This is a genomic window from Pirellulales bacterium, assembly GCA_035546535.1.
Lineage (GTDB): Bacteria > Planctomycetota > Planctomycetia > Pirellulales > JACPPG01 > JACPPG01.
Genome location: DASZWQ010000114.1, coordinates 73,511 through 94,397, shown reverse-complemented (window position 1 = coordinate 94,397; position 20,887 = coordinate 73,511). Strand labels below are relative to the sequence as shown.

Annotated in this window: 14 protein-coding genes; 6 read left to right on the top strand and 8 right to left on the bottom strand. The window is 63.7% G+C overall.

The window, feature by feature from the left end:
• The first annotated feature begins 363 nt into the window (after positions 1-363).
• A complete protein-coding gene (locus VHD36_14735; GenBank protein ID HVU88574.1) occupies positions 364-2,760 on the top strand; it encodes a hypothetical protein in 2,397 nt (798 codons plus the stop codon).
• A 45-nt stretch (positions 2,761-2,805) separates the two neighbouring features.
• The gene (locus tag VHD36_14730) at positions 2,806-3,210 is read left to right on the top strand and encodes a DNA polymerase ligase N-terminal domain-containing protein (GenBank protein ID HVU88573.1); all 405 of its coding nucleotides are present in this window, start codon (positions 2,806-2,808) and stop codon (positions 3,208-3,210) included.
• Here VHD36_14730 and VHD36_14725 read toward each other — a convergent pair.
• Positions 3,162-3,923, bottom strand: a complete 762-nt coding sequence (locus VHD36_14725) for a hypothetical protein (protein ID HVU88572.1) — start codon at positions 3,921-3,923, stop codon at positions 3,162-3,164. The genes VHD36_14730 and VHD36_14725 overlap by 49 nt on opposite strands.
• Before the next feature lie 189 nt (positions 3,924-4,112).
• A complete protein-coding gene (gene tyrS / locus VHD36_14720; protein ID HVU88571.1) occupies positions 4,113-5,396 on the bottom strand; it encodes a tyrosine--tRNA ligase in 1,284 nt (427 codons plus the stop codon).
• Between the two features lie 272 nt (positions 5,397-5,668).
• Between tyrS and VHD36_14715 the strand changes: the two genes are divergently transcribed.
• Positions 5,669-6,310: a hypothetical protein gene (locus tag VHD36_14715; protein HVU88570.1), complete on the top strand. Its 642-nt coding sequence runs from the start codon at positions 5,669-5,671 to the stop codon at positions 6,308-6,310.
• Between the two features lie 279 nt (positions 6,311-6,589).
• Here the strand turns inward: VHD36_14715 and ispD are convergent, their stop codons facing one another.
• The 5 genes from ispD to VHD36_14690 form a co-directional block, all read right to left on the bottom strand.
• Positions 6,590-7,330 carry a 2-C-methyl-D-erythritol 4-phosphate cytidylyltransferase gene (gene ispD, locus VHD36_14710; GenBank protein ID HVU88569.1) on the bottom strand — a complete coding sequence of 247 codons (741 nt, stop codon included), beginning with the start codon at positions 7,328-7,330 and terminating at the stop codon, positions 6,590-6,592.
• A 190-nt stretch (positions 7,331-7,520) separates the two neighbouring features.
• A complete protein-coding gene (locus VHD36_14705; GenBank protein HVU88568.1) occupies positions 7,521-9,485 on the bottom strand; it encodes an acyl-CoA dehydrogenase family protein in 1,965 nt (654 codons plus the stop codon).
• Positions 9,486-9,676: 191 nt separating this feature from the next.
• Entirely contained in the window at positions 9,677-11,374 is a 1,698-nt protein-coding gene (locus VHD36_14700) for an AMP-dependent synthetase/ligase (GenBank protein ID HVU88567.1), read from the bottom strand.
• Positions 11,375-11,386: 12 nt separating this feature from the next.
• Positions 11,387-12,544: an acetyl-CoA C-acyltransferase FadA gene (gene fadA, locus VHD36_14695; GenBank protein HVU88566.1), complete on the bottom strand. Its 1,158-nt coding sequence runs from the start codon at positions 12,542-12,544 to the stop codon at positions 11,387-11,389.
• A gap of 131 nt (positions 12,545-12,675) precedes the next feature.
• Positions 12,676-14,826, bottom strand: coding sequence for a 3-hydroxyacyl-CoA dehydrogenase NAD-binding domain-containing protein (locus VHD36_14690; protein ID HVU88565.1), 2,151 nt, complete (start codon positions 14,824-14,826; stop codon positions 12,676-12,678).
• A 368-nt stretch (positions 14,827-15,194) separates the two neighbouring features.
• On the opposite strand from VHD36_14690, the gene VHD36_14685 reads away from it, so the two are divergent.
• From VHD36_14685 to VHD36_14675, 3 genes are read left to right on the top strand one after another with little or no spacing between them, the layout of a single operon-like run.
• Positions 15,195-16,013 (top strand): hypothetical protein, encoded by an 819-nt coding sequence (locus VHD36_14685; protein ID HVU88564.1) that lies wholly within the window; start codon positions 15,195-15,197, stop codon positions 16,011-16,013.
• Positions 16,010-17,599, top strand: coding sequence for an ABC transporter ATP-binding protein (locus VHD36_14680; GenBank protein ID HVU88563.1), 1,590 nt, complete (start codon positions 16,010-16,012; stop codon positions 17,597-17,599). The genes VHD36_14685 and VHD36_14680 overlap by 4 nt, the downstream gene beginning before the upstream one ends.
• Positions 17,596-18,492: an energy-coupling factor transporter transmembrane component T gene (locus VHD36_14675; protein HVU88562.1), complete on the top strand. Its 897-nt coding sequence runs from the start codon at positions 17,596-17,598 to the stop codon at positions 18,490-18,492. The genes VHD36_14680 and VHD36_14675 overlap by 4 nt, the downstream gene beginning before the upstream one ends.
• A 59-nt stretch (positions 18,493-18,551) precedes the next feature.
• On the opposite strand, the gene VHD36_14670 is transcribed toward VHD36_14675, so the two are convergent.
• On the bottom strand, positions 18,552-20,828 hold the full coding sequence (locus VHD36_14670; GenBank protein HVU88561.1) for a HEAT repeat domain-containing protein: 2,277 nt from the start codon (positions 20,826-20,828) through the stop codon (positions 18,552-18,554).
• Positions 20,829-20,887: the final 59 nt, after the last annotated feature.

Genomic DNA, 20,887 nt, shown 5'->3' with positions numbered 1-20,887 from the left:
AAAAGCCCTCGTGGCTTTTTTCAACCTCGCCAAGTGCGAAGCAAAGCTTCGCACGGCTCGCAAAATAACGACTTACGTCGATATTTTGCCATCGCATCCCTGCGATGTCGCAGCCCGTTGAGTTCTTCAACAGGCTGCTAGTGCGACGTTCGGCTTGCACCGCTCTTGCCGATTGCAGCGCTCACGTTGCCAAATCACGACCGGGTAAGTTGCAAAATATCATCACGTTGCAAAAGTGCATGCTACCCTTTCTCCAGGCGGCAATCTTTAACATCGCCGCCCGCTGCCGCGCATCACGCGGCGTGCGGATCGGCAATCCTGCGGCACACGCTGTGACGCCGCAAAACCCAGGACGCTTTTGCCGTGCGGTGGTGGATCAACCAAGGAGGATGCTGTCTGGTCGCGGCGATCATCGCCTGCGCCGGGCATGAAGCATCCGGCACGCTGCCACGCATCGATCCTTCGGGCCGGCACCTCTTTCTGTGGAATCAACCGCCGCTGACGCGGTACGTGCCCGAGCCGTCGACGCCCAAGCATCACAACATGACGTTTCTGCGCGTAGCGCCCGCCAAAGTCATCGCGCCGGTCGGCTCGGAAGTCATCCTGGTCGGCAGCATCTGCGGCCCCGACGGCTATATGCACGCTCGCGAGCGCATCGAGTGGATGCTCGCCCCCGGCGGCGTCGGCGAGTTCGTCGATTTGAATGGAACCGGCTGGCTCGATCGGGTGAAGCATCCCGACGACACGCCGCGCAAGCTCGATAATTCGTATGCCATCGGCACCACGTCGACGAAATACGTGGCCCTGACGCGCGGCACGCCGACCTTGGACGACGACGTGCCGGTGCAGAAAGGGCAGGCGTGGGTCACCGTGACTTCACCGGTCGAGGGCGCGAGTTACATCACGGCTTTCGCGCCGAACGTCTTCGGCTGGGATCAGCGCAAGCGAACTTCGACCATCTACTGGGTCGATGCTCAATGGGCGTTTCCCGTGCCGGCCACGAATCCCGTGGGAACGCGGCATGCCTTCACCACGACGGTTACCCGGCAGACAGATCGCACGCCGCTGGTCGGCTGGATCGTCCGCTATGAGATCACGGGCGGCCCCGCGGCCGGCTTCGCTCCCGATGGCCGCCAGGTGATCGAAGAGCCGACCAACGCGCTGGGGCAGGCGACGGTCGAGATCGCCGAGCAGCAAGCGGCGCCGGGCACGAATACGATCGCGGTGCAGATCATTCGTCCTGCCGAATTGAGCGGCAGCTACGGCCAGCGGCTGATCGTGGGCAACTCCGTAACGACCTGCAACTGGACGACGGCCGGTAATCTGTCGCTGCGCACGCTTGGTCCCAGCCAGGCCACGATCGGCTCGACGGTCGGCTATCGCATCGAGGTCGGTAACCCCAGCCCGCTCTCGACGCGCGACGTCATCGTGACCAATCAAATTCCTCCGGGGCTGACGTTTCTTAGTAGCAAGCCCCCGGCGCAACCCGCCGGCGGCTCGTTGCAATGGAACCTCGGCGACCTGGGGGCCGGCCAGAGCCAGGCCATCGAAGTCGATTTTCGCGCCGACCAGGCAGGCATTATCAACAACTGCGCTATGCTGAACACGGGTGAAGGAACAAGCGCCCAAAGTTGCGCGACGACAACGATCGTGGCCGTGAGCGTGCCGGCCCAGTCGCTGACAATGACCATGACGGCTCCGCCCAGCGCAGCGATCGGGCAGGATGTCGATTTCGTGGCCATCGTCACCAATCGTGGCGTCGCGGCGACGCCTGTGCTGACGGTCGTTGATCGCTTTGACACCGGGTTGCAGCATGCCACGAGCGCCAGCCCGATCGAGCGCAATCTCGAATCCATTCCGCCGGGCCAATCGCAGCGCGTCGTCATCCCGTTACGGCCGACGCAGCCGGGCCAACTGTGCAACACGCTCGAAGTGCATGACGCCGGCGGCAACGTGCTGGCGAGCGCTCAGGCGTGCGTGACCGCCATCGCTCCCAGCGCTCCGATCGCACGTCCGACAATTACGGTGAAGAAGACCGGACCGACCCAAGTCGCCGCTGGACAGGTTGCGGACTTCGTGATCGAGGTCACCAATTCCAGCCAGTCGCCGGCGACGGTGGTGCGCATCGCCGATAACTACGATCGGGCCATGAATCCTATTAGCGCGACGGAAGGTCATGCCTGGGAAAATAATAATGAAGACCTGGTGTGGAATCTCGATACGTTGCCCGCCGGCAAGACGGTGCGCTACCAGATCCGCTGCGAATGCCTCACGCCCGTGGCCAGCGCGTGCAACCGGGTCACGGTGACGACGAATGAAGGAGCCACGGCCTCGGATCAGGCCTGCCTCACGATCACGGCCGCCGCGGCGCCCCCTACCCCGCCGGCGGGCGCCCCACGGCTGACCATCGCCGTGGCCGATCTGGTCGAGCCGGTCGCTGTCGGACGCGTCACGACGTACGAGGTGAAACTGACCAACGCCGGCCAGGGTCCCGATAGCCAGATCGCGCTCACGGTCACTCTGCCGAACCAGATGACGCCCCTGGGCGTCGGCCCGGTCGGAATCACGCAAGCCACGATCGACGGCAAAACCGTTCGTTTCGCTCCCGTGGCGACGCTGGCGGCAGGAGAGACACTGACCTTCCAGATTCAAGCCCGTGCCGACCAGTCGGGGCAGGTGCAATTCCGGGCGCAAGCCACGAGCGCCGGCAATCCAGCAGGCGTCGTCGGCGAGGAACTGACGACGATCTTCGCCCAGTAGCCGTCGCGCCGCTCGTACGTACCGACGAACGATATAATCGCGAGCGTGCAGTCCGACGATTCTCTTTCGCGCCGGTTCGTGATCCTGCGGCATGAAATGCCGGCCGGCGCGCCGCGCGCCACGCACTGGGATTTCATGGTCGAGCGGGACGGCGCGCTACGCACCTGGGCCCTCGAGCGCGAGCCGGCCGACGGCGTTGACATTGCCGCGCTGGCTCTGGCAGACCATCGCCTGGCTTATCTGGAATACGAAGGGCCGGTGTCGGGAAATCGCGGCGAGGTCTCGCGATTGCACGGCGGAGTCTGCCGTGTGAAGCGCAGCGACGCAGACGTGTGTGAGATCGAGATCGCCGCCGACCAACTACGGGGCCAGGTCCTGCTCACCCGGGAGGACGATCGCGATCACTGGACCTTTCGCTTTTCATCCGGCAGCGTGGCCACGCCGCGGTGACGGTCGACGGCCGGGGCGTCGGGCGAGCCTGCGGAAACCGATTCGGTGCGGCCGGCCAGATAGATCGCCGCATCGCGCAGTTGCAGCGAATCGAGCTTGAGCACGGTGGTGGCCGTGTGCGCCTCGGGCAGCGTGATGAAGGCCACGGGGTCGTTGTGAGCCTGCCGCCATTCGATGCGCAGATTCAGCCGCTCGGCCGCCTTGGCGATGCCATCCATGATGGGTGTGATCGGCACCGGGACGGCGCCCGCCCGGGCTCCGTGAACCCGTAGCGCCACGACGTGCGGCTCGGCCAGGTACACGTCGAATTTCACGGAGACGACCGTCGACAGCCCTGGGTATTCGTACGAGCAGGCGATAATGGCCCGGTCGCGCTCGAAGCGCGCGCGGAGATCGCTGGCTCCCGGCGGCAGTAACTCGGGGTGATTCTGCGCCAGATCAATCGCCAGCCAGCCGTTGATCTGCTCCTCGGTCAGCAGGGCGTACCATTGGCCTGGATGGCGCGCGGCGTTCATGAGCGCCGTCGCACTTTCCAGCAGTTGGTCGTTGCCCGTTCGCAGGATCGCATCCTCGATCTCTAGCGCCTTTCGATAGAACGCCGGGACATGCCGCACGGCGAGCGTAAAGATTCCGAACAGCAGCAGAAGCGCGCAGAAGCCCCCGGTGGCCACAAGGCTCCAGGTGCGAACGCGCGAGCGAGCGGGCGATGGCACGACCAAGAGTTTCTTCCCGCGTGGTCCAGATCATGCGACGCCACGGTCAATAGACCGGCCAAGGCGTCCGGCAACGTGAGTGCCCCCCGCATAAGCGGCCGGATAGTAGGACCGCGAGAGAAACGGGTCAATGCGGGTGTTGCCGGTTGCTAGCAGACAGTCCTATGCAGCCCCACGACCGCGGCCCATTTACCCGACGAATCGCAGCAGAGCGTAACTTTTCTTGCCCGAGCGCAGCACCAGCACGCTCTCGCTAGCAAGGTCCGCGGGCGAGAGCGTCGCGTCGGCCGAGGCGATGCGGCGGTTGTTCACGTAACCGCCCCCTTGCGTAATCGTGCGGCGGGCGTCCCCTTTGCTCTTGGCCAGGCCGGCAGTGACGAACGCGTCGACGACATTCAATCCGGCCGCTAGCGCCGCGCGGTCGAGCTGCTGGCTGGGCACGTCGGCAAAGATTTCGGCCAGTTCCAAGTCGGAAAGCGACGCGATTTCGGCCCCGAACAGGATTTCGCTGGCTCGCTGCGCCTTGGCCAGGCCCGCATCGCCATGCACCAGCCGCGTGATCTCTTCGGACAGGCGGCGCTGACTTTCACGCCGACCTGGATCGGTGGCGCGGGCCGCGTCCAGCGCTTCAATTTCCTCCCGCGACAGATCGGTAAAGAAGCGCAGACACTTGCCGGCGTCCGCGTCATCGACGTTGATCCAGTACTGGTAGAACTTGTAGGGGCTCGTCCGTTCGGGCGAAAGCCACAGGGCGCCCGACTCGGTCTTGCCCATCTTCGAGCCATCGCTTTTGGTCAAGAGCGGGCACGTGATGCCGTACAGTTGCACCGAGTGCATGCGGCGGGCCAGATCGATGCCGGCCGTGATGTTGCCCCACTGGTCGCTTCCGCCGATTTGCAGCTCGCAGCCGAATTGCCGGTTCAGATAGACGAAGTCGTAGGCCTGCAAGAGCATGTAGCTGAACTCGGTGAAGCTCAGGCCGCTGTCGCTGCGTTCGAGCCGGCTGCGCACCGAATCCTTGGCCAGCATGACGTTCACGGGAAAGTTCTTGCCGACGTCGCGCAGGAAATCGAGATAGCTGAACCCGCGCATCCAGTCGTAGTTGTTCACCAGCCGCGCAGCGGCCGGACCGGTACCGAAATCCAGGAAAGCGCGCATCTGCTGCTGCATCGCCGCGACGTTGCGCTCGAGTGCGTCGAGCGACAGCAGGTTGCGCTCTTCGCTTTTTCCGCTCGGGTCGCCGATCATGCCGGTCGCCCCGCCCACCAGGGCGATCGGCGCATGGCCGGCGCGTTGAAAACGACGCAGCATCATGAGCGCCACCAGGTGCCCCACGTGCAGGCTGTTGGCCGTGGGATCGAACCCGGCGTAGACCGTGGCCGGCCGCGCGACGAGGCGCGGGCCGAGGTTCGCTTCGTCGGTCGATTGGTGGATCAATCCACGCCAAGAAAGCTCGGATATGATGTCGTGCACGGGAGTCCTTCCATGCTTGTGACAGGCGCTCACTTTGAACTGCGAATGGTTGTGGCCCGCATCCTACCCGGTCGCCCGCCGGGCGGGGTAGGGCACTTGGCGAAACTCCATACCCTTGCCCGAGTTGCATTCGCTCGCCGACGCCCGTCCCGAAGCGGCGCGGCGGTGGCATTGGCCGCCAGTCGCCGCACCCAGATTACGGCATGACCTAAGCTTGGCGTGACGACACGCGGATACTTTTTCCGACCATCCACCAACGAAGGGGTTATCCCATGCGCGCTTTCGCCTGTTCGCTCGTGCTTTTCTCCTGCCTGGCCGGATTCGCCGTCAGTGATGACGAGGTTTCGTCGAAGGCGCACGACCCGTCGTCGGAAGATGCGACCGTGACCGTCGACGGCCGTGAGCTGGCCCTCTCCTACGAGGGCGAGGCCGACGGCGAGTCGATCCGCGAGTTCATCCCCAGCGACGAATCCTTGGAAACCTGGACCCGCCTGGCCGCCATCCGCGAGTACCCCGGGCTGAACGATCCGACGGCGGCCGCCGAGGCGGTTACCAAGAAGTTGGATGATAGCGATCCGCCGATCCACTACGATCTCTTGGAAAACTCGAAGACCGGCGAATCGGTACTGGACTTCACCGTGTTTCCCGACGACAAGTCCTTTGCCGAATTCAACGTGTTCTGCTATCGCAAGCAGGCCGACGGCGGACTGGCTTCCTATCAGTATGCCGTGCGCGCCTATGGCGACGACGTCGTCGATTTCGTCAATGGCCTCGATGCCGAAGGGCGTATGAAGTACGTCGTGGCCACGTTGCAGTTCGCCGCGGAGCAAAACGGCGAAGAGTCGAATAAGCAGGAAGACGGCGACCAGGCAGCGACGGGCAAGTCGGACCGCGACGACGACGACAACGACTAAATAGTGCGGAAGCGATCGTCGCAGCAAGGTCCGCCACAACATCCTTGGGGAGAAAGAATACATCCGCAGATGACACAGATTCCGCAGATGGATTGACGAAGCGAACGAACTCGCACCGCAATCCTGTTCTTAAAATCTGCGTTAATCTGCGAAATCTGCTCAGTAAATCGCCCGGAAGCCAACGTCGAAACATAACCGCCAACGCATATTTTCATGCCTTCGGGTGCCGCTCGGGCGGCATGAACACTGTGGATGGATTCGCATTCTTCGCGTAAGGATTTACCGCCACATGTCGTCGCCGGCGAACGGATGCGCCGGGCCGGAGAGCCTGGGCTTCGGCAGCGCGCGCAGCGCCTGCTCGGCCAGGCGCAGGTCTTCCTTGGTGCTGATCTTCATATTGATCGGCGAGCCGCGGACGATTGTTACCGGCTTGCCGAGTCGTTCGACGAGCTGCGCGTCGTCGGTGGCCACGAAGCCGGCCCGACGGCCGTACGCTTCGATGAGGATATTCCGCCGAAATACCTGCGGCGTTTGCGCTTCCCACAGCCCTTCGCGCGGGACGGTCTCGTCGATTTTCGATCCGTCCTTGGAGCGCTTCAGCGTCGAGGCGACAGGAATTGCCAGAATGGCTGCGCCGCTTTTTTCGGCCGCTTCGAAAACGTTCGTGATCCAATCGTCGGCGATGCACGGCCGAGCCGCGTCGTGAATGGCCACATATTCGACCTCGGGCTTGAGCCGGGCAATGGCGTTCTCGACCGAGTCGGCCCGCTCCTTGCCGCCGTTTACGACGTCGATGCCCAGGATCGTTACGTTGGCCGAAAACTTGAAGTTGAAGTCCTCGCGATCTTCTGGCGAGATCACGAGCAAGACCTGCACCACGTCCGCGCGATTCAAGAACTTCTCGGCCGAATGCAGCCATACCGCGCGGTTTGCCAAGGGGGCAAACGGCTTCTTGTAGTTCTTGTCGTTGAACCGGCTACTAGCCCCCGCGGCCGGCATGATGACAGCAAATTTGGCCACGGCGAAGCGCCTTTTTTTGAGAGCAAGACTTTAGCAGCCGGCGCCATCCGTGATACCACGGTTCGCGCAGCTCAATTGTCCCCGCTCTCAATGCACCGTCAAGCTGACCAGTGGAACGAACAAAAAACCCACGGCCCGCTTTCACGAGCCGTGGGTCTTCGAATCAACATCGATCCGCTACAAGCAGGAACTAGTCCTGCTTGTAGGGCATCATGATCTCGGCTTCGGGCAGGCCGGCGATGCTCTTGAACTCGCCGTTGGCGATCGCCTGGCCCAGCTTCGTCACGGTGCGGAAGTAGCGATCCGAAACCGGCTCGCGCGTCAGCTTGCGGGTCAGGTCCTGGCAGATAACGTCGGCCGCGGTGCGGACCGTCTCTTCCTGACTGCGCGAGGCGTACAGGGCCGTGCAGAGGATCGTGATCGCGTCCTGCACGCGCTGCGACAGCTCGGACATACGGCACTGGCGATCGGCCAGACCGAGCTGATGGCGGCGCATCGTGCCGCTGACTTCCATGCGGCTGCGACCCAGCCACTGGGCGGCGAACTCGGCGTGCTTCCGCAAGGTCTCGGGCATCGGGGGCAGCGCCGACCAGCTCGGCCGGCTGACCATCTGGCCCAGGTACCACTTGGCGTAAGCGGCCATCGGGCCCTTGAGCGCCCAGGCATGAGCGGGATTCGTCATGCTCGGCTTCTTGATGCCGGCGGCGGCCAGGGCCTTGCCGATCGGCTCGAAGAACTGCACGCCGTGATGCTTGACCAGCGACTTGAAGAACGCCATGCCGAGCATTTCGCCCTCGCCCTCGTAGATGCACGGGGCCAGGTACTCGTGAACGTTGTCGCCGAAGATGTGGCCGTGCAGGAAGGAACGGCCGCCGTGGGTCTTCATCAACAGCTCGATCGCGGCTTCCTTCTGCGATTCGCTGCCGAAGATCTTGGCGATGACGCATTCCATCTCGCTGCGATAGCCCTTGTCGATCAGGCCGGCGCACCACTCGACGAGCGCGTCGCAAGCGACGATCAGCCCAGCCATGCGGCCCAAGCGGCGCTCGACCAGCTCGCGTTTCACGATCGCCTCGCCGTAGGTCCGGCGGTAGCGGGCCCAGGGGAGCATGTTGGCCATCATCAGCCGCATGGTGCCGGCGGCGTTGGCACAGAGCGAGACGCGCCCCAGGTTCAGGCCGTGATAGGCAATCGTCAGACCGTCACCCTTGACCGGCTTCAGCAGGTTGGCCGCGGGAACGCGGAAGTTCTTCATCACGAAGCCCTGGTTCGACGCGTAACGCAAAGCGTACAGGCCGTAGGGCTTGAAGTGGAAGTTCTCGTTTTCCTGGTCGGGGAGGTCGGCGATGAACACGGCCGGCTTCTTGTCCAGCAAACAGACCAGGCCGATCGTGCGCCCGAAGGTGACGTTGGTGATGAACAGCTTCTCGCCGTTGATCAGGTAATCGTCTCCGTCGCGCGTGGCAGTCGTGCGGAGGGCCGTCAAGTCGGAGCCGGCGTTCGGTTCGGTCAAGGCAAACGCCGACAGTCGCTGGCCGCTGGCCAACTGCGGCAGGTACTTTTTCTTCTGCTCGGGATTGCCGAACGAGCGGACCGGATCGACCGCGCCGATGCAGCCGTGAACGCTGGCCATGCCGGCGATCGTGCCGTCGACCGTGGCCATCTTCGTGAGGAACGGAGCGAACGACGAGAACGGAGCGCCCGAGCCGCCGTATTCGCGACCGACGAGCAAGCCCCAGTAACCGACCGAGCCGAGCTCGTCGAGAACCGTCTTGGCGATTCCCTTCCTGGTTTCGTTCAGTAGCGTGCCGGCCTGGAAGTGCTTGCGCACCACCGCCAGCGAATCGTCCATCACCTTTTGCACGTGCGGCGGGGTCTGGGCCGGCGTGCTAATGAATTCATTGATCGGGGTCTGGGCATCCCACACCGCGCGGTGGGCGGGGCTGTTGACGGTTTGATACTGCGGAGCGAACAAGGCCTCGACCTGGTCGTCGGCCTTGTCGACGGCGCCCATGCGGCGTGCTTCTTCCGCGCTCTTACCGCCGAGCTTCAAAGCGACTTCGGCAAACGATTCCTTCTCTGCCTCCGGCGTGTGGCCGTTAGTGCCCGCACCCTTTTTCACGTCAGGTTCTGTATCCACCGCACGACTGTTCATCGTCATTCCCCTCGCGTTAGGAACGCCTTTGGCATGGCGGCCGGCCTACGGCTCGCAAAAGCCTAACTGGCATCGAAATAAGTGAGAAACCAGGATAACCGACCGCCACAGCCGGTGTATTGTAATCATGACCCCCGAACGTTGCCACAACTTCAAGCCCCGTAAAGGAGAGTAACGCTCCGACGCAACGGCTAATGCGCCGCCGCGTGCGCCCCGGCGGGAGCGTACATCTCCGCGATTTCACGGGCGTAATTTCCCTCGATCACCTTCCGACGAAGCTTCAACGTCAGCGTCAGCTCATTGGTCTCGGGCGAGAACGGCCGGGCGATGAGCGTAAACTTCTGCACCTGCTCGTAATGCGACACGCCCGCCAGCCGCTGTGCGATCCGTCCGGCATACAGCTCGCGCACTTGCGGGTTGGTGAGCGCTTCCTCGACGGAATTGACGGGAATTTCCAGTTCCTTGATTTCGGCCATCAAGGGCTCGGGATTCACCACGATCAAGGCCGTCAGGTAGTTCTTCGCGTCACCGATGACCAGCGCCTGGGCAATCAGCGGATCGGCCGTGAGCAGCGCCTCGAGATTCACCGGCGCGATGTTCTTGCCCGCCGCCGTGACGATTAATTCCTTCTTGCGGCCCGTGATCTTCAGGTATCCGTCCTCGTCGATCTCGCCCAGGTCGCCAGTGTGGAACCAACCATCCTTCAGCACCTCGGCCGTCGCCTCGGGCAGGTTCCAGTAACCTTTCATCACGTGCGGGCCGCGGGTGCAGATTTCGCCTTCGTCGGAAATCTTCACCTCGACGCCGGGCAGCAATCGGCCGACGGTCCCGATCTTGGTATCCGATTCCTGACCGGTCGAAATCGTGGGCGAGGTCTCGGTGAGACCGTAGCCTTGCGAGATGAAGACCCCCTGCTCCTTGAAGAACAGATGCGTGTGATCCGCGAGCGCCGCGCCGCCCGAGCCGCAATAGCGTATCCGGCCGCCCAGGACCATCTGCAGCATGCCCGGCTTATCGGCCATGCCTTGCGAGACGAGGAAGCGGTGCAGCTTGTCGAAGAAGTACGGCACGCCGTTGATCAGCGTCGGATGCACTTCCTGGCAGTTGGCGGGCACCGCTTCGGGGCTGTCGGCCAGCGCCAACACCGCGCCCGCTGCGATCCACGTGTACAGGTCGCACGTGCGCGCGAAAATATGACTTAGCGGCAACCAGGTGAGCCGCACATCATCCTCGCGCGGCACCCACATCTTCAGAATCGCCGCGACGTTCGAGGCGATGTTGCTGTGCGCGAGCATCACGCCCTTGGGGTCCCCCGTCGTGCCCGAGGTGTACAAAATCGTGGCCAGGTCATCCGGCTTGACGATTTCCAGCCCGCGGGCTTCGACTTTTGCGGCGGTCGCGTCATCGACCTTGGCGGTCAGATCCGAGAGCAAGGTGACGGCGAACGGGCCGATCGGCTTGGGGCAGGGATCGAGCGCGACGAATTTCGTCGTCTTGGCGAATTTCGAGGCCTGGTCGGCCAGCTTTTCAGCCTGGTCGGGGCCCGAAATGATGACCACCTTGGCGCCGCTATCCACGATCTGGTAAGCGATCTGCGGCCCGGCGAGCGAAGCGTGGACCGGCACGTGCGTGCCGCCGGCGACCAGGATGGCGAGATCGCACACGATCCACTCGTACCGATTGCGCGACACGAGGACGACGCGATCACCATGTTCGACGCCGAGATTCACAAGCGCCGCGGCCGTGCGATTGACGTCCTTGCGAATCTCTTGCCACGTGACCGGCTCGTATTTGCCGTCACGTTTAACCAGCATGGCGGTCTTGTCGGTACTGGCCTTGGCCCTGTCGGCCCACAAAGCAACGATGGTCGGGGCGGCGTCGATACTCATGAAAAACCTGTTTCAGACTCGTTCGAAAATGGTAGCGATGCCCTGGCCGGCGCCGATGCACATCGTGGCCAGGCCGAGATTGACGTTGCGGTCGATCATGTTGCGAATCAGCGTGGTAGTGATGCGTGCCCCGCTGGCGCCCAGGGGATGCCCGATGGCGATGGCACCGCCGCGGACGTTGACCTTATCTTGATCCAACCCGAGCGAGCGAATGCACGACAGCGCCTGCGAAGCGAAAGCTTCGTTCAGCTCCACGAGGTCGATATCCGACAGCTTCATACCGGCACGCTTGAGCGCCTTTTTCGTGGCCGGCACCGGGCCGGTGCCCATCACGCAGGGGTCAACGCCGACGATCGCCGTGGCGACGATCTTCACCAGCGGCTTGAAGCCCAAGGCCTTGGCCTTTTCGTCCGACATGATCAACAGCGCCGCGGCGCCGTCGTTCAAGGGCGAGCTGTTGCCGGCGGTGACGGTGCCCATGCCGGGCATGAAGGCGGGCTTGAGCGCCGCCAGCGATTCGGCGGTCGCATCGGGCCGGACGCATTGATCGACTTCGACCAACTGGCGATTGCCCGCCTCGTCACGTCCCCACACGGGAATGATCTCGCGGCGGAACTCGCCGTTGGCGTGCGCCTTGGCGGCCAATTGATGGCTGCGCAGCGCGAACGCGTCTTGCTCTTCGCGCGAGATGCCCTGGCTCTGGGCCAGGAATTCGGCCGTGAAGCCCATCATCATCGCGCCCTTGCTGGTGCGCGTGAACAGCTTGGGATTCAGGTCGATGTCCTTGTCCATGGGGATGTGGTGCATGTGCTCCAGACCGCCGACGATCTGCACGTCTTCGCTGCCGGCGACGATGGCGTGCGAAGCCTGATTGATCGCCTGCAAGGCCGAGCCGCAGAGACGGTTGACGGTGGTGCCACCGGTGGCCAGGGGCAAGCCGGCCAGCAGGCCGACGACGCGGGCGACGTCCATGCCTTGCTCCCCCTGCTGCTGCGTGTTGCCCATCACGACGTCTTCGATCTCGTTGGGATCGATGCCAGTGCGCTCGACCAGGGCTTTGACGACCGTGGCCGCCAGGTCGTCGGAGCGGATCTCGCGAAAGACCCCCTTTTCTTTGTGAGCGCGGCCAATCGGCGTGCGAACGCAATCAACTACAACAGCTTGTTTCATGATTCTTATTTCCTATGGCACCGCGGCAGAAATCGGTGCGACGTCTGCGACGCGTTTTAGCTAGCCTCGTAGATTTTCAGGTCAATGATTCTCGGATCACTGTTCACGCACTTGAACCGGAACCGTCCGGCCTAGGACGGCAGGTCGTAGAAGCCTTTACCTGCGGCCGCCAGCTCGGTAAGCATCGGCGTCGGCTGGTAGCGTTCGCCCAGGCTGGCGTACGGCTTCAGCAGCTCGACGATTTTCGGCAAGCCAATCGTATCGGCCCAGAACAGCAGGCCGCCTTTGAACGGCGGGAAGCCGGTGCCGAAGATCAGCCCCAGGTCCACGTCCTGCGGAGCGGCCACCTTCTTCTCGGCCAGGATGCGCGTCGCTTCGAGGATCATGGGCAGGAACAAGCGATGAATGATCTGCTCGTCCGAGAGCTTTTGCGGCTTGCCGACGTGTGGGCCGATGACATCCGCCAGGGTCGGGTCGGGCGTGCCGTGGCCTTTCTTGCCTTGATAGGCGAAGAAGCCAACGCCCGCCTTCTGACCGATGCGGCCCGCCTTGACCATGGCGTCGAGAATCGGCGATTCGACGACGCGGGTCGGGAACGCCTCGTGCATCACCTTGCCGGCGTGATAGCAGGTGTCGAGCCCCACGACGTCGTAGAGCGTGATCGGCCCCATCGGCATGCCGAAGGCCTTGGCCGCCTTTTCGACGGCCTTGATTTCAACTCCTTCACGCAACAGCTCCAGCGCCTCGGTCATGTACGGCAACAGCAACCGATTGACGAGGAAGCCGGGACCGTCGTTCACGACGATCGGCGACTTGCCGATGCTCTTGGCATAGGCCACGGCGGTGGCGATCGTTTCATCGTTCGTCTTTGCGCCGCGGATCACCTCGACCAGCGGCATCTGCCGGACGGGATTGAAGAAGTGGATGCCGCAGAACCGCTCGGGATGCTTGAGCTTCTCGGCCAAGCGCGTAATCGAAATGGCCGACGTGTTCGAGGCCAGGATCGCCCCGTCCTTCAACTTCGGCTCGATCCGGGCGTACAGTTCCTGCTTGGCCTCGGGCTTTTCGATGATCGCTTCGATCACCAGGTCGGATGCGCCGAACTCGCTGTCGGTCGTCGTGGCATTGACCAGCGGGGCGTACTTGACCATCTTCTGCGCGTCAGGCCCGCGCGTGGCCTTGCTGAACGACACTTCTTCCAGCACCTTCTGCACACCGCCGGCCAAGGCCGGGGCGATGGCGTCGGTGATCGTGATGGCCATGTCGCGTTTCAAGGACGCGGCGGCAATGCCGGCCCCCATGATGCCCGCACCAAAAACGCCGACCGACTTGATCTGTTTCGGTTTGACGTTCGGGTTCGAGACACCCGTTTCTTTCTTGTTGCGATCCGTCAGGAAGAAGATGTTCAGCAAGGAGCGATTGATGGGCGAGCCGAACAGATCGGCGAAGCCCTCGGCTTCGGCCTGGCTGGCCGCTTCGATGTCGCCGCCGGCCGAGCCGATCATCACTTCCAAGGCCGCGATCGGGGCCGGGTATTGCCCCTTGGTCTGCTGCTGGATGTAGGCGTTGGCCGTGACGCCGAGGAACATGAGCTCGGTCTCGTCCATCGGCAGCGGGCCGTCCCAACGCTTGCGATCGTCGAGATACTTTTGCGACTGGTTCTCGGCGCGAATGAGCTTGATGGCGGCCTCACGCAACTTCTCGCTCGGCACGACGTCCGAAACCAGCCCCATCTGAAAGGCGGTCTTGGCGTCGATGTTTTCGCCGCTGGAGACCATTTCCACGGCATTCGACAGGCCGATCAAGCGCGGCGCGCGAGCCGTACCACCCCAGCCCGGGTAGATGCCCAGCTTCACTTCCGGAAAGCCCATCTGGGCCTTGGGGCTGTTCGACAGAATCCGCCGGTCGCACCACATCGACAATTCGGCGCCGCCGCCAAAACAGCCGCCGTCAATCGCCGCCACGGTCACACACGGGAAGTGCGACAGCCGCTGGAACAGCTTACGGCCGCGGGTCGATAGCTCGATCTTTTGGTCGCGCGTAATGTTCTTGGCCGCCACGAATTCGCGGACGTCGGCGCCGAAGATGAAGATTCCCGGCTTGGCCGAATCGAGAATCAGGCCCTTCAGATCCTTCTTCTTTTCCAGCTCGTTCAGATGCCGTTCCAACTCTTCCAGGACGGGGCGGGAGAGAACGTTCGCTCCCTTGTCAGCCGCATCGAAGGTGAGCACGGCGATATCCGGCTCGGCCATCGACAATTTGATATTCGACGCCTCGGGCATGGCGATGGATTCCTACTGGAGCAAAGATCGAGAGAGGAGTAAGCTGGCAACCCGCAACCGAAAAAGCACCACGGGGTCGCGCACAGAAAATCAGCACCCAATACAGATTTCTCTTTATATCACGAGGCCATGGCCCCGGCAGGGGTTGCGGATCGAAAAACTTTCAATACTAACATTTAGGCGCTCAATACTGGCGGCGAGCCGGTTTGTGGAATCGCGGGTTCTGCCAGGTCGAAAAACGCCGCCGTCCCTTCCTGTAAGCCGGCCTCAAGCCCGGAATGTGAAAAGTGCGGCTTCCAGGTGTCAGACGCGCGGCCACAGATTCGCACCACATCATCTGACAATGGTCTCGGAAGTGGTTCCCTGCCATGTCCGTCTCGCTAGAACCCAACCAACCGCGACCGATTCTCCAAGCCGTGGCCCCGGTGCTTGGATGGGGAGCGCTCGGCCTGCTGTTCACCCTTCCGGTCATCTGCCGGTCGCTGGCCCTTGAGGCGGGTGGCGAAGACCGAACCGCGGTCCCCTTGGTTCTTTCATCGCTCGGTGTAACAGCCGCCGGATTGGGATCGTTGGTGATTTTCTGGAAGGGCATCGTCGCACGATTAGGTAACGCCGGCCTGGCAACTATTGCCTCGATCGCTGCCCTGCAATTCACCGTTTCGTACGCCGCTCGCGTGTTAGGGTCGGTCGCCGGCGCCATCCTCGGGCCGATGTACGTCTTTGTCGATGGCGTTGGTAGCAAAGGGCTCAGTTGCCTGTTCCTGGGCGTGCTGGTCGCTCTGTTGCCACGGCCGGGGGCACTGGCGCTTGCGCTCTCGACGCTGTTCAGTTTGAATGTCTTGGCCAGCGGCCAGGTCGGACTGACGGCCCTGCTTTTCTTGACGGTCAGCATCGTTCTGCACGAAGGACTGGCCGCCGCGCTGGGTCTGACGGTTGGTAAGGCCGAGGACCCACGGACGTCGCGCGCGGCGCGTCTCTGGTTTAGCGCGCGCGTGGGGCTGGCCATCGGCGCGGCCAACGGACTGTCGCTGTACACGCAATATGCCCTCTTCGAAGTATTGCTGCGATTATATTTCGACGCCTGGTACAAGATCGCTGTCTCGCTCATCACGGGCTTCATCTTCGGTGGCATCGGCGCCTCGATTGGCGCGCTCGTCGGCCTGCGCCTGCGGAGAGCCGCGCCGTGACGGAATCCGGTAGCCCTCAGTCGTCGGCGATCGTCGTTCGAGATTTCGGCTATCGATTCGTGGCGCGGGACAGGCCGTGGCTTGCGGACATTTCCTGCACGATTCCGCGCGGTGTGCTGGTGGTCGTGGCTGGCCGCACAGGTTCCGGAAAATCGACGTTGCTGCGCGCCCTGGCCGGCTTGATCCCGCATCACGCCGCTGGCGAAATGGCAGGCGCGATCGATCTCTTCGGCCGCGACACTCGCGCTCTTGGAACGCAGGAACTGGCCGCCACCGCGGGACTGGTATTGCAAAATCCCGACGAGCAAATCTGCACCACCACCGTCGACAGCGAAATCGCGTTCGGCCTGGCGAATCTCGGCCTGCCCTCCGGCGAGATCGCGCGCCGGTCCGAGACGTGGCTCGCGCGATTCGGACTTTCGGCGTGCCGTCATCAGGCCACGAACACACTCTCTGGCGGGCAAAAACAAAAGCTGCTTCTGGCCAGCATCCTGGCGATGGGCCCGCAACTCTTGCTGTTCGACGAACCACTCGCGCAGCTCGATCCGTTGGCTGTTCATGAGTTGCTGGGAATCCTTGATTCGCTGCGACGCGAAGGCCTGACCATCGTGATTGCCGAACACCGGCTCGATGACTTGCTGCCGCGGGCCGATCGGGTGTTGATCCTCGACGAGGGCCGTTTGTGCGCCAATTGCGCCGCCGGCGAGCCGCGCATGGCCGACGCTCTGGCGGCAACCGGTCTTGTCGCCTCAGGGCCAATGGCCGACGCGTCTCCTCGTCATCGGACGGACGTTAACGAATCACCATCCATTGCGGTGGTCGAGGGACTCGCGGCCCGCGTCACACGACACGCTCCGCCGATCTGGCAAGATTTGAACTTCCAGATCCGACCGGGCGAACGCGTCGCCATCGTTGGTCCCAATGGATCGGGGAAGAGTACCCTGCTACACGCGCTGGCGGGATTCTTGCGACCAGCGGCGGGAAAGCTCGAAATGATCGCTGCGCCGCCTGGCGAGGCACCTTTGGCGCTGGTGCCGCAAAACCCCGACCTGACGCTCTTCTGCTCGACGGTCGACGACGAATTGCGATTTGGACCGCGACAATTCGGCCAGTCGCTCGCAGAGATCGCACGCCGCAGTCGCGAAGTGGCCGAAAAGTTGGCACTGCAAGCCGTACTCCAAGAGGCCCCGCTGTCACTTAGCCAAGGGCAGCGTCTGCGCATCGCCGTGGGCGCGGCGCTCACGTTGCGGCCACGTTTACTCATGCTCGACGAGCCGACTACGGGACAGGATCCGCAAGAGGCGCAGCGGCTGCTGTCGACAATCGCCCAATCGATTGCCACAGGAGATGTGGGTGCGGTGCTGTTTACGACTCATGATTTGCGGATCGCGGCACGATTTGCCACGCGCGTGCTGGTCCTCGCCGGAGGTCGATTGCTCGCCGATGGTCCACCCGGCGAGTTGCTAGACGATGCACAGCTGATGCGCCGCGCAAGTTTGCGATCGACAGAGGACGACTCGGCAAGCGAACAGCCGCCGCGCCGCTTCGTCGCTGGCCGCGAAGCCGCGCCCGGAGGCGCCCCATGAGTTACGTATCCTCGGTGGGGGCGAGCCGCCGCACATGGCTGGCCGAGTGTGATCCCCGCTTGAAGCTCTCCTGGCTCGCGACCGTTTCGCTGGCGTCCGTGCTCGTCGACTCGCGTGTTGCCCTGCTGACGCTTTGCGGTGTCGCCTTGGTCGTCGCGGCCACAGCCGGCTGGTCGACCCGCACCTGGCTGACGGTCGGGACCGCGCTGGTTCTGGTGGCCTGGGGAACCGTTTTGAGTCAGGCCATGTTCTACGTGGGCGAGCCGCGCACGCCGATCGTCACGCTCGTCCCTGCTTTCGATTTGGGTAACTACAGATTTCCCGGGTTGGCGCTGTTTCGTGAAGGGGCGGCTTACGGATTGATCCAATCGGCGCGGATGGTCGCCGTAATGCTAGCCGGCCTGACCACGTGTCTGACGACTAGCCCGGAACGATTGCTAGCGGCTCTGGCCTGGCTGCGCGTTCCGTCAGCCATCAGCTTTATGACGGTGGCGGCGCTGCGGTTCTTGCCGACGCTCATCGACCAGTGGGCCACCGTGCGTCGTTCGCGCCAACTGCGCGGTTATCATGCTCGGCTGTGGCACATCGGCCAAGGCGCACTTACATCGTGGCGCACGGAGTTGGCGATCCTGGTTCCGGTCGTGGCCGCGGCGCTACGTCGCGCCGGCATGCTGGCCACGGCGCTCACAGCGCGTGGCTTCGACGCTGCGCGGCCGCGCACTATTTATCCGGCAATCGCGATGACGCCCTTCGAGCGCGTTGCCGTGACGGTGCTTTGGGCATTAAGCGTCGGGCTGGCGCTGCTGAAATCCGTGTACTGGCTCTCGGTGAGCGGCACGGCAGAATTTCCGGCGCTCGTCCGGTGGTACGAATTCGCCAGAGATTGGCTGTAGACGCCGCGACCTCCCTGGCGATGACGGCGTGAGGCCGCCTCGACGCATCAGCGTGGGCGCTAGCGGCGCTGAGGCGCTTCGGCTGATCGCTGGGCCTGCGCCGTTTGCTGCGGCTGCTCGGCCCACCACTTCTTCCATCCGACCACCTGGTCGGCCAGTGAGGCAGGCGTGCTGCCCTCTGCCACCGTGACGTCGCGTCCCACGATTTGCGCCAGGCTCGCCACACTGGCGAGTCGAACACTCAACTCATCATCCAGGCGCAGGATCAACGCGTCGACGTAGGAGACGTCACGCAACTGGCCCATGGCCGTCACCGCCAGGCGGCGAGTTTCCACATCCGCGTCACCAGCTAAACGTACAAGCGCCGGCGCTCCCGTCGCATGACCGTTAACAGCCAGGGCGCGTGCCGACGCCACGCGCAGGGCTCCGTCATCGCTTCCGAGCAGTCGCTCGAGCGGCGCCGGATCGGCCGCCATGTCGGGCACGCTCAGGGCGTCGATCGCCGCCAGCACAACCGCTCGATTCGGATCGCCGAGCAGGCGATACAAAACGACGGCATGTTCCGGATGGCTGTGTGCGGCCAGGTACCCGCACGACAAACGGCGCACATCGGCCGAAGCATGACTGACACCGACCGAGGCCATCCGCGCGGCCGAGGGGCTCGCGCTATCTTTCACGCTCCGCAGCAGGTCGCGCCATACCAAGGGGTCGGTCTCGGCCATCGCCACGTCGGCCAACTGACCAAGCGTCATTTCGTCGAAGGGCTGTCTCTCGCCGGCCATCTCGGCCAGGCGATGCGCCGCGGCACGCCTGGCGTGAACGTCTTCGACCAGCAGTTGATCGACCAGGTCGACCATCGGGTCGCTGGTGTTCAGCAGGCGGTGATGTGCGGCCAGCGACGTGCTCGTTGGATTTTCGTCGACTTTGGGTTCCTCAGAGGGCGCGGCCGATGCCGGCAGTGCGACCGCCCAAGGCTCGCCGCCGATTTGCGCATGCCGCCAGTGGTCCTGGATGGCGCTCAATTGCTCGGCTCGGCGCTCGGGAGGGGCGTCGCTGGTGAATTCCCGCGCCGGAGGCCACAACTGGGCCAGCTTCTCGGCCGCCTGCTTGCGCGTAACCTGCGGGGCGTCCGCCATGGCCGAGATCAGGATTGGTCCGCCTTGCGACAGGGGCCACGAGCCAAGAGCGTCGATTACGGCGCGACGCACCTCGGCGCTGCGATCGGCCAGCAATTGTCGGGCGATCGTGGCGCCACGCGGCGTCACGAAGCGGCCGAGCGATTGCGCGACGCTGCGCCGCACCTGCCATGACGCGTCGTTCGCCGAGGCAAATACCGTGATGTCGTCGCCCGTGGCCGCCAAGGCCAGAATGGCGCCCGCGCGAATGGTCTCGGGCTCGTGGATCAACAGGCGCTGCAAGTCGGTGCGTGCCTGCGCATTGCCTAATTCGCCCAGCGCTTGAACCGCCGCCAGTCGCACGTCCAGATGAAAGTCGGAAAGGGCCGCTTCGGCAAATTCGAGTGCCTGCGGATGACGCCGCGCGGCCAAACAGGCAAGCGCCGCGGCGCGCACGCGTGGATTGGCGTCCTTGCGTAACTCCAGCGCCTGGCCAGGCAACACGCCGGTCCGGCTCACGGTGTAAGCGTACAGGGCGACTTGCCGCACTTCGGCATGCTTGGAAACCAGGCCGTCGGCAAAGTAATGACTGGCCGAGGCGTCGACGTGCTTGGCGAGCCCGCGCATGAGTTCAGCGTGCAACTCTGCCGAGTACCGTGAGTCGCCCGCGTCGGAGAATTCGTCGAGCAGTTCCGCCAGTGCCGGGCCGGCGATGGCAGCGTCTTCAGCGGCGATCGCTTCGACCGCGGCGAGGCGCTGCGGCAGATTCAGCTTCTCGTTGCGCACCGATTCGATCAGGCAACGGTCGACGCTTTCGTCGCCGGCACGGGCCAGCAGGATGGCCGCGTTCGTGGCGGCCACCGGATCGTCGGCCGTCAGCAATGCAGCCACGTCCGGACGATCCTCCGGCGGCAGCGCCAGCAGTTTTGCCAGGCCTGCATGTTGCCAGCGGAACGCCGGCGCGTCGGGCTGGTCAGCGGCAACCGCGGTCAGTGTCCAGCCGTCCTCCTGGAATTCGTGCGGGGGCGTCGGCTCAGGAAGCGGCACGGGCCGGCGCACCGGGTCGACGAGCGTGGCCGTACGGGCCGGCTCTTGACTGCCGAGCGCGGCCGTTAGATCGGCCGGCGTTTCCAGCGAACGACAGCCGATCGCCATCGAAGCGATCGCCCCGGCCGCGAGGCCGAGCGGCAGCATCAGGCTGTATCGCTGACAGAAACCCATCTCAGGCAAATCCTTTTGCCACGATTCAGGAAATCCCTTTCCGGCGAGATGCCCGGCGT

Coding starts and splice junctions, on each gene's coding strand:
- VHD36_14715 (HVU88570.1), top strand. CDS start 5,669: ATGCGCGCTTTCGCCTGTTCGCTCGTGCTTTTCTCCTGCCTGGCCGGA.
- VHD36_14705 (HVU88568.1), bottom strand. CDS start 9,485: ATGAACAGTCGTGCGGTGGATACAGAACCTGACGTGAAAAAGGGTGCG.
- VHD36_14700 (HVU88567.1), bottom strand. CDS start 11,374: ATGAGTATCGACGCCGCCCCGACCATCGTTGCTTTGTGGGCCGACAGG.
- fadA (HVU88566.1), bottom strand. CDS start 12,544: ATGAAACAAGCTGTTGTAGTTGATTGCGTTCGCACGCCGATTGGCCGC.
- VHD36_14690 (HVU88565.1), bottom strand. CDS start 14,826: ATGCCCGAGGCGTCGAATATCAAATTGTCGATGGCCGAGCCGGATATC.
- VHD36_14685 (HVU88564.1), top strand. CDS start 15,195: ATGTCCGTCTCGCTAGAACCCAACCAACCGCGACCGATTCTCCAAGCC.
- VHD36_14675 (HVU88562.1), top strand. CDS start 17,596: ATGAGTTACGTATCCTCGGTGGGGGCGAGCCGCCGCACATGGCTGGCC.
- VHD36_14670 (HVU88561.1), bottom strand. CDS start 20,828: ATGGGTTTCTGTCAGCGATACAGCCTGATGCTGCCGCTCGGCCTCGCG.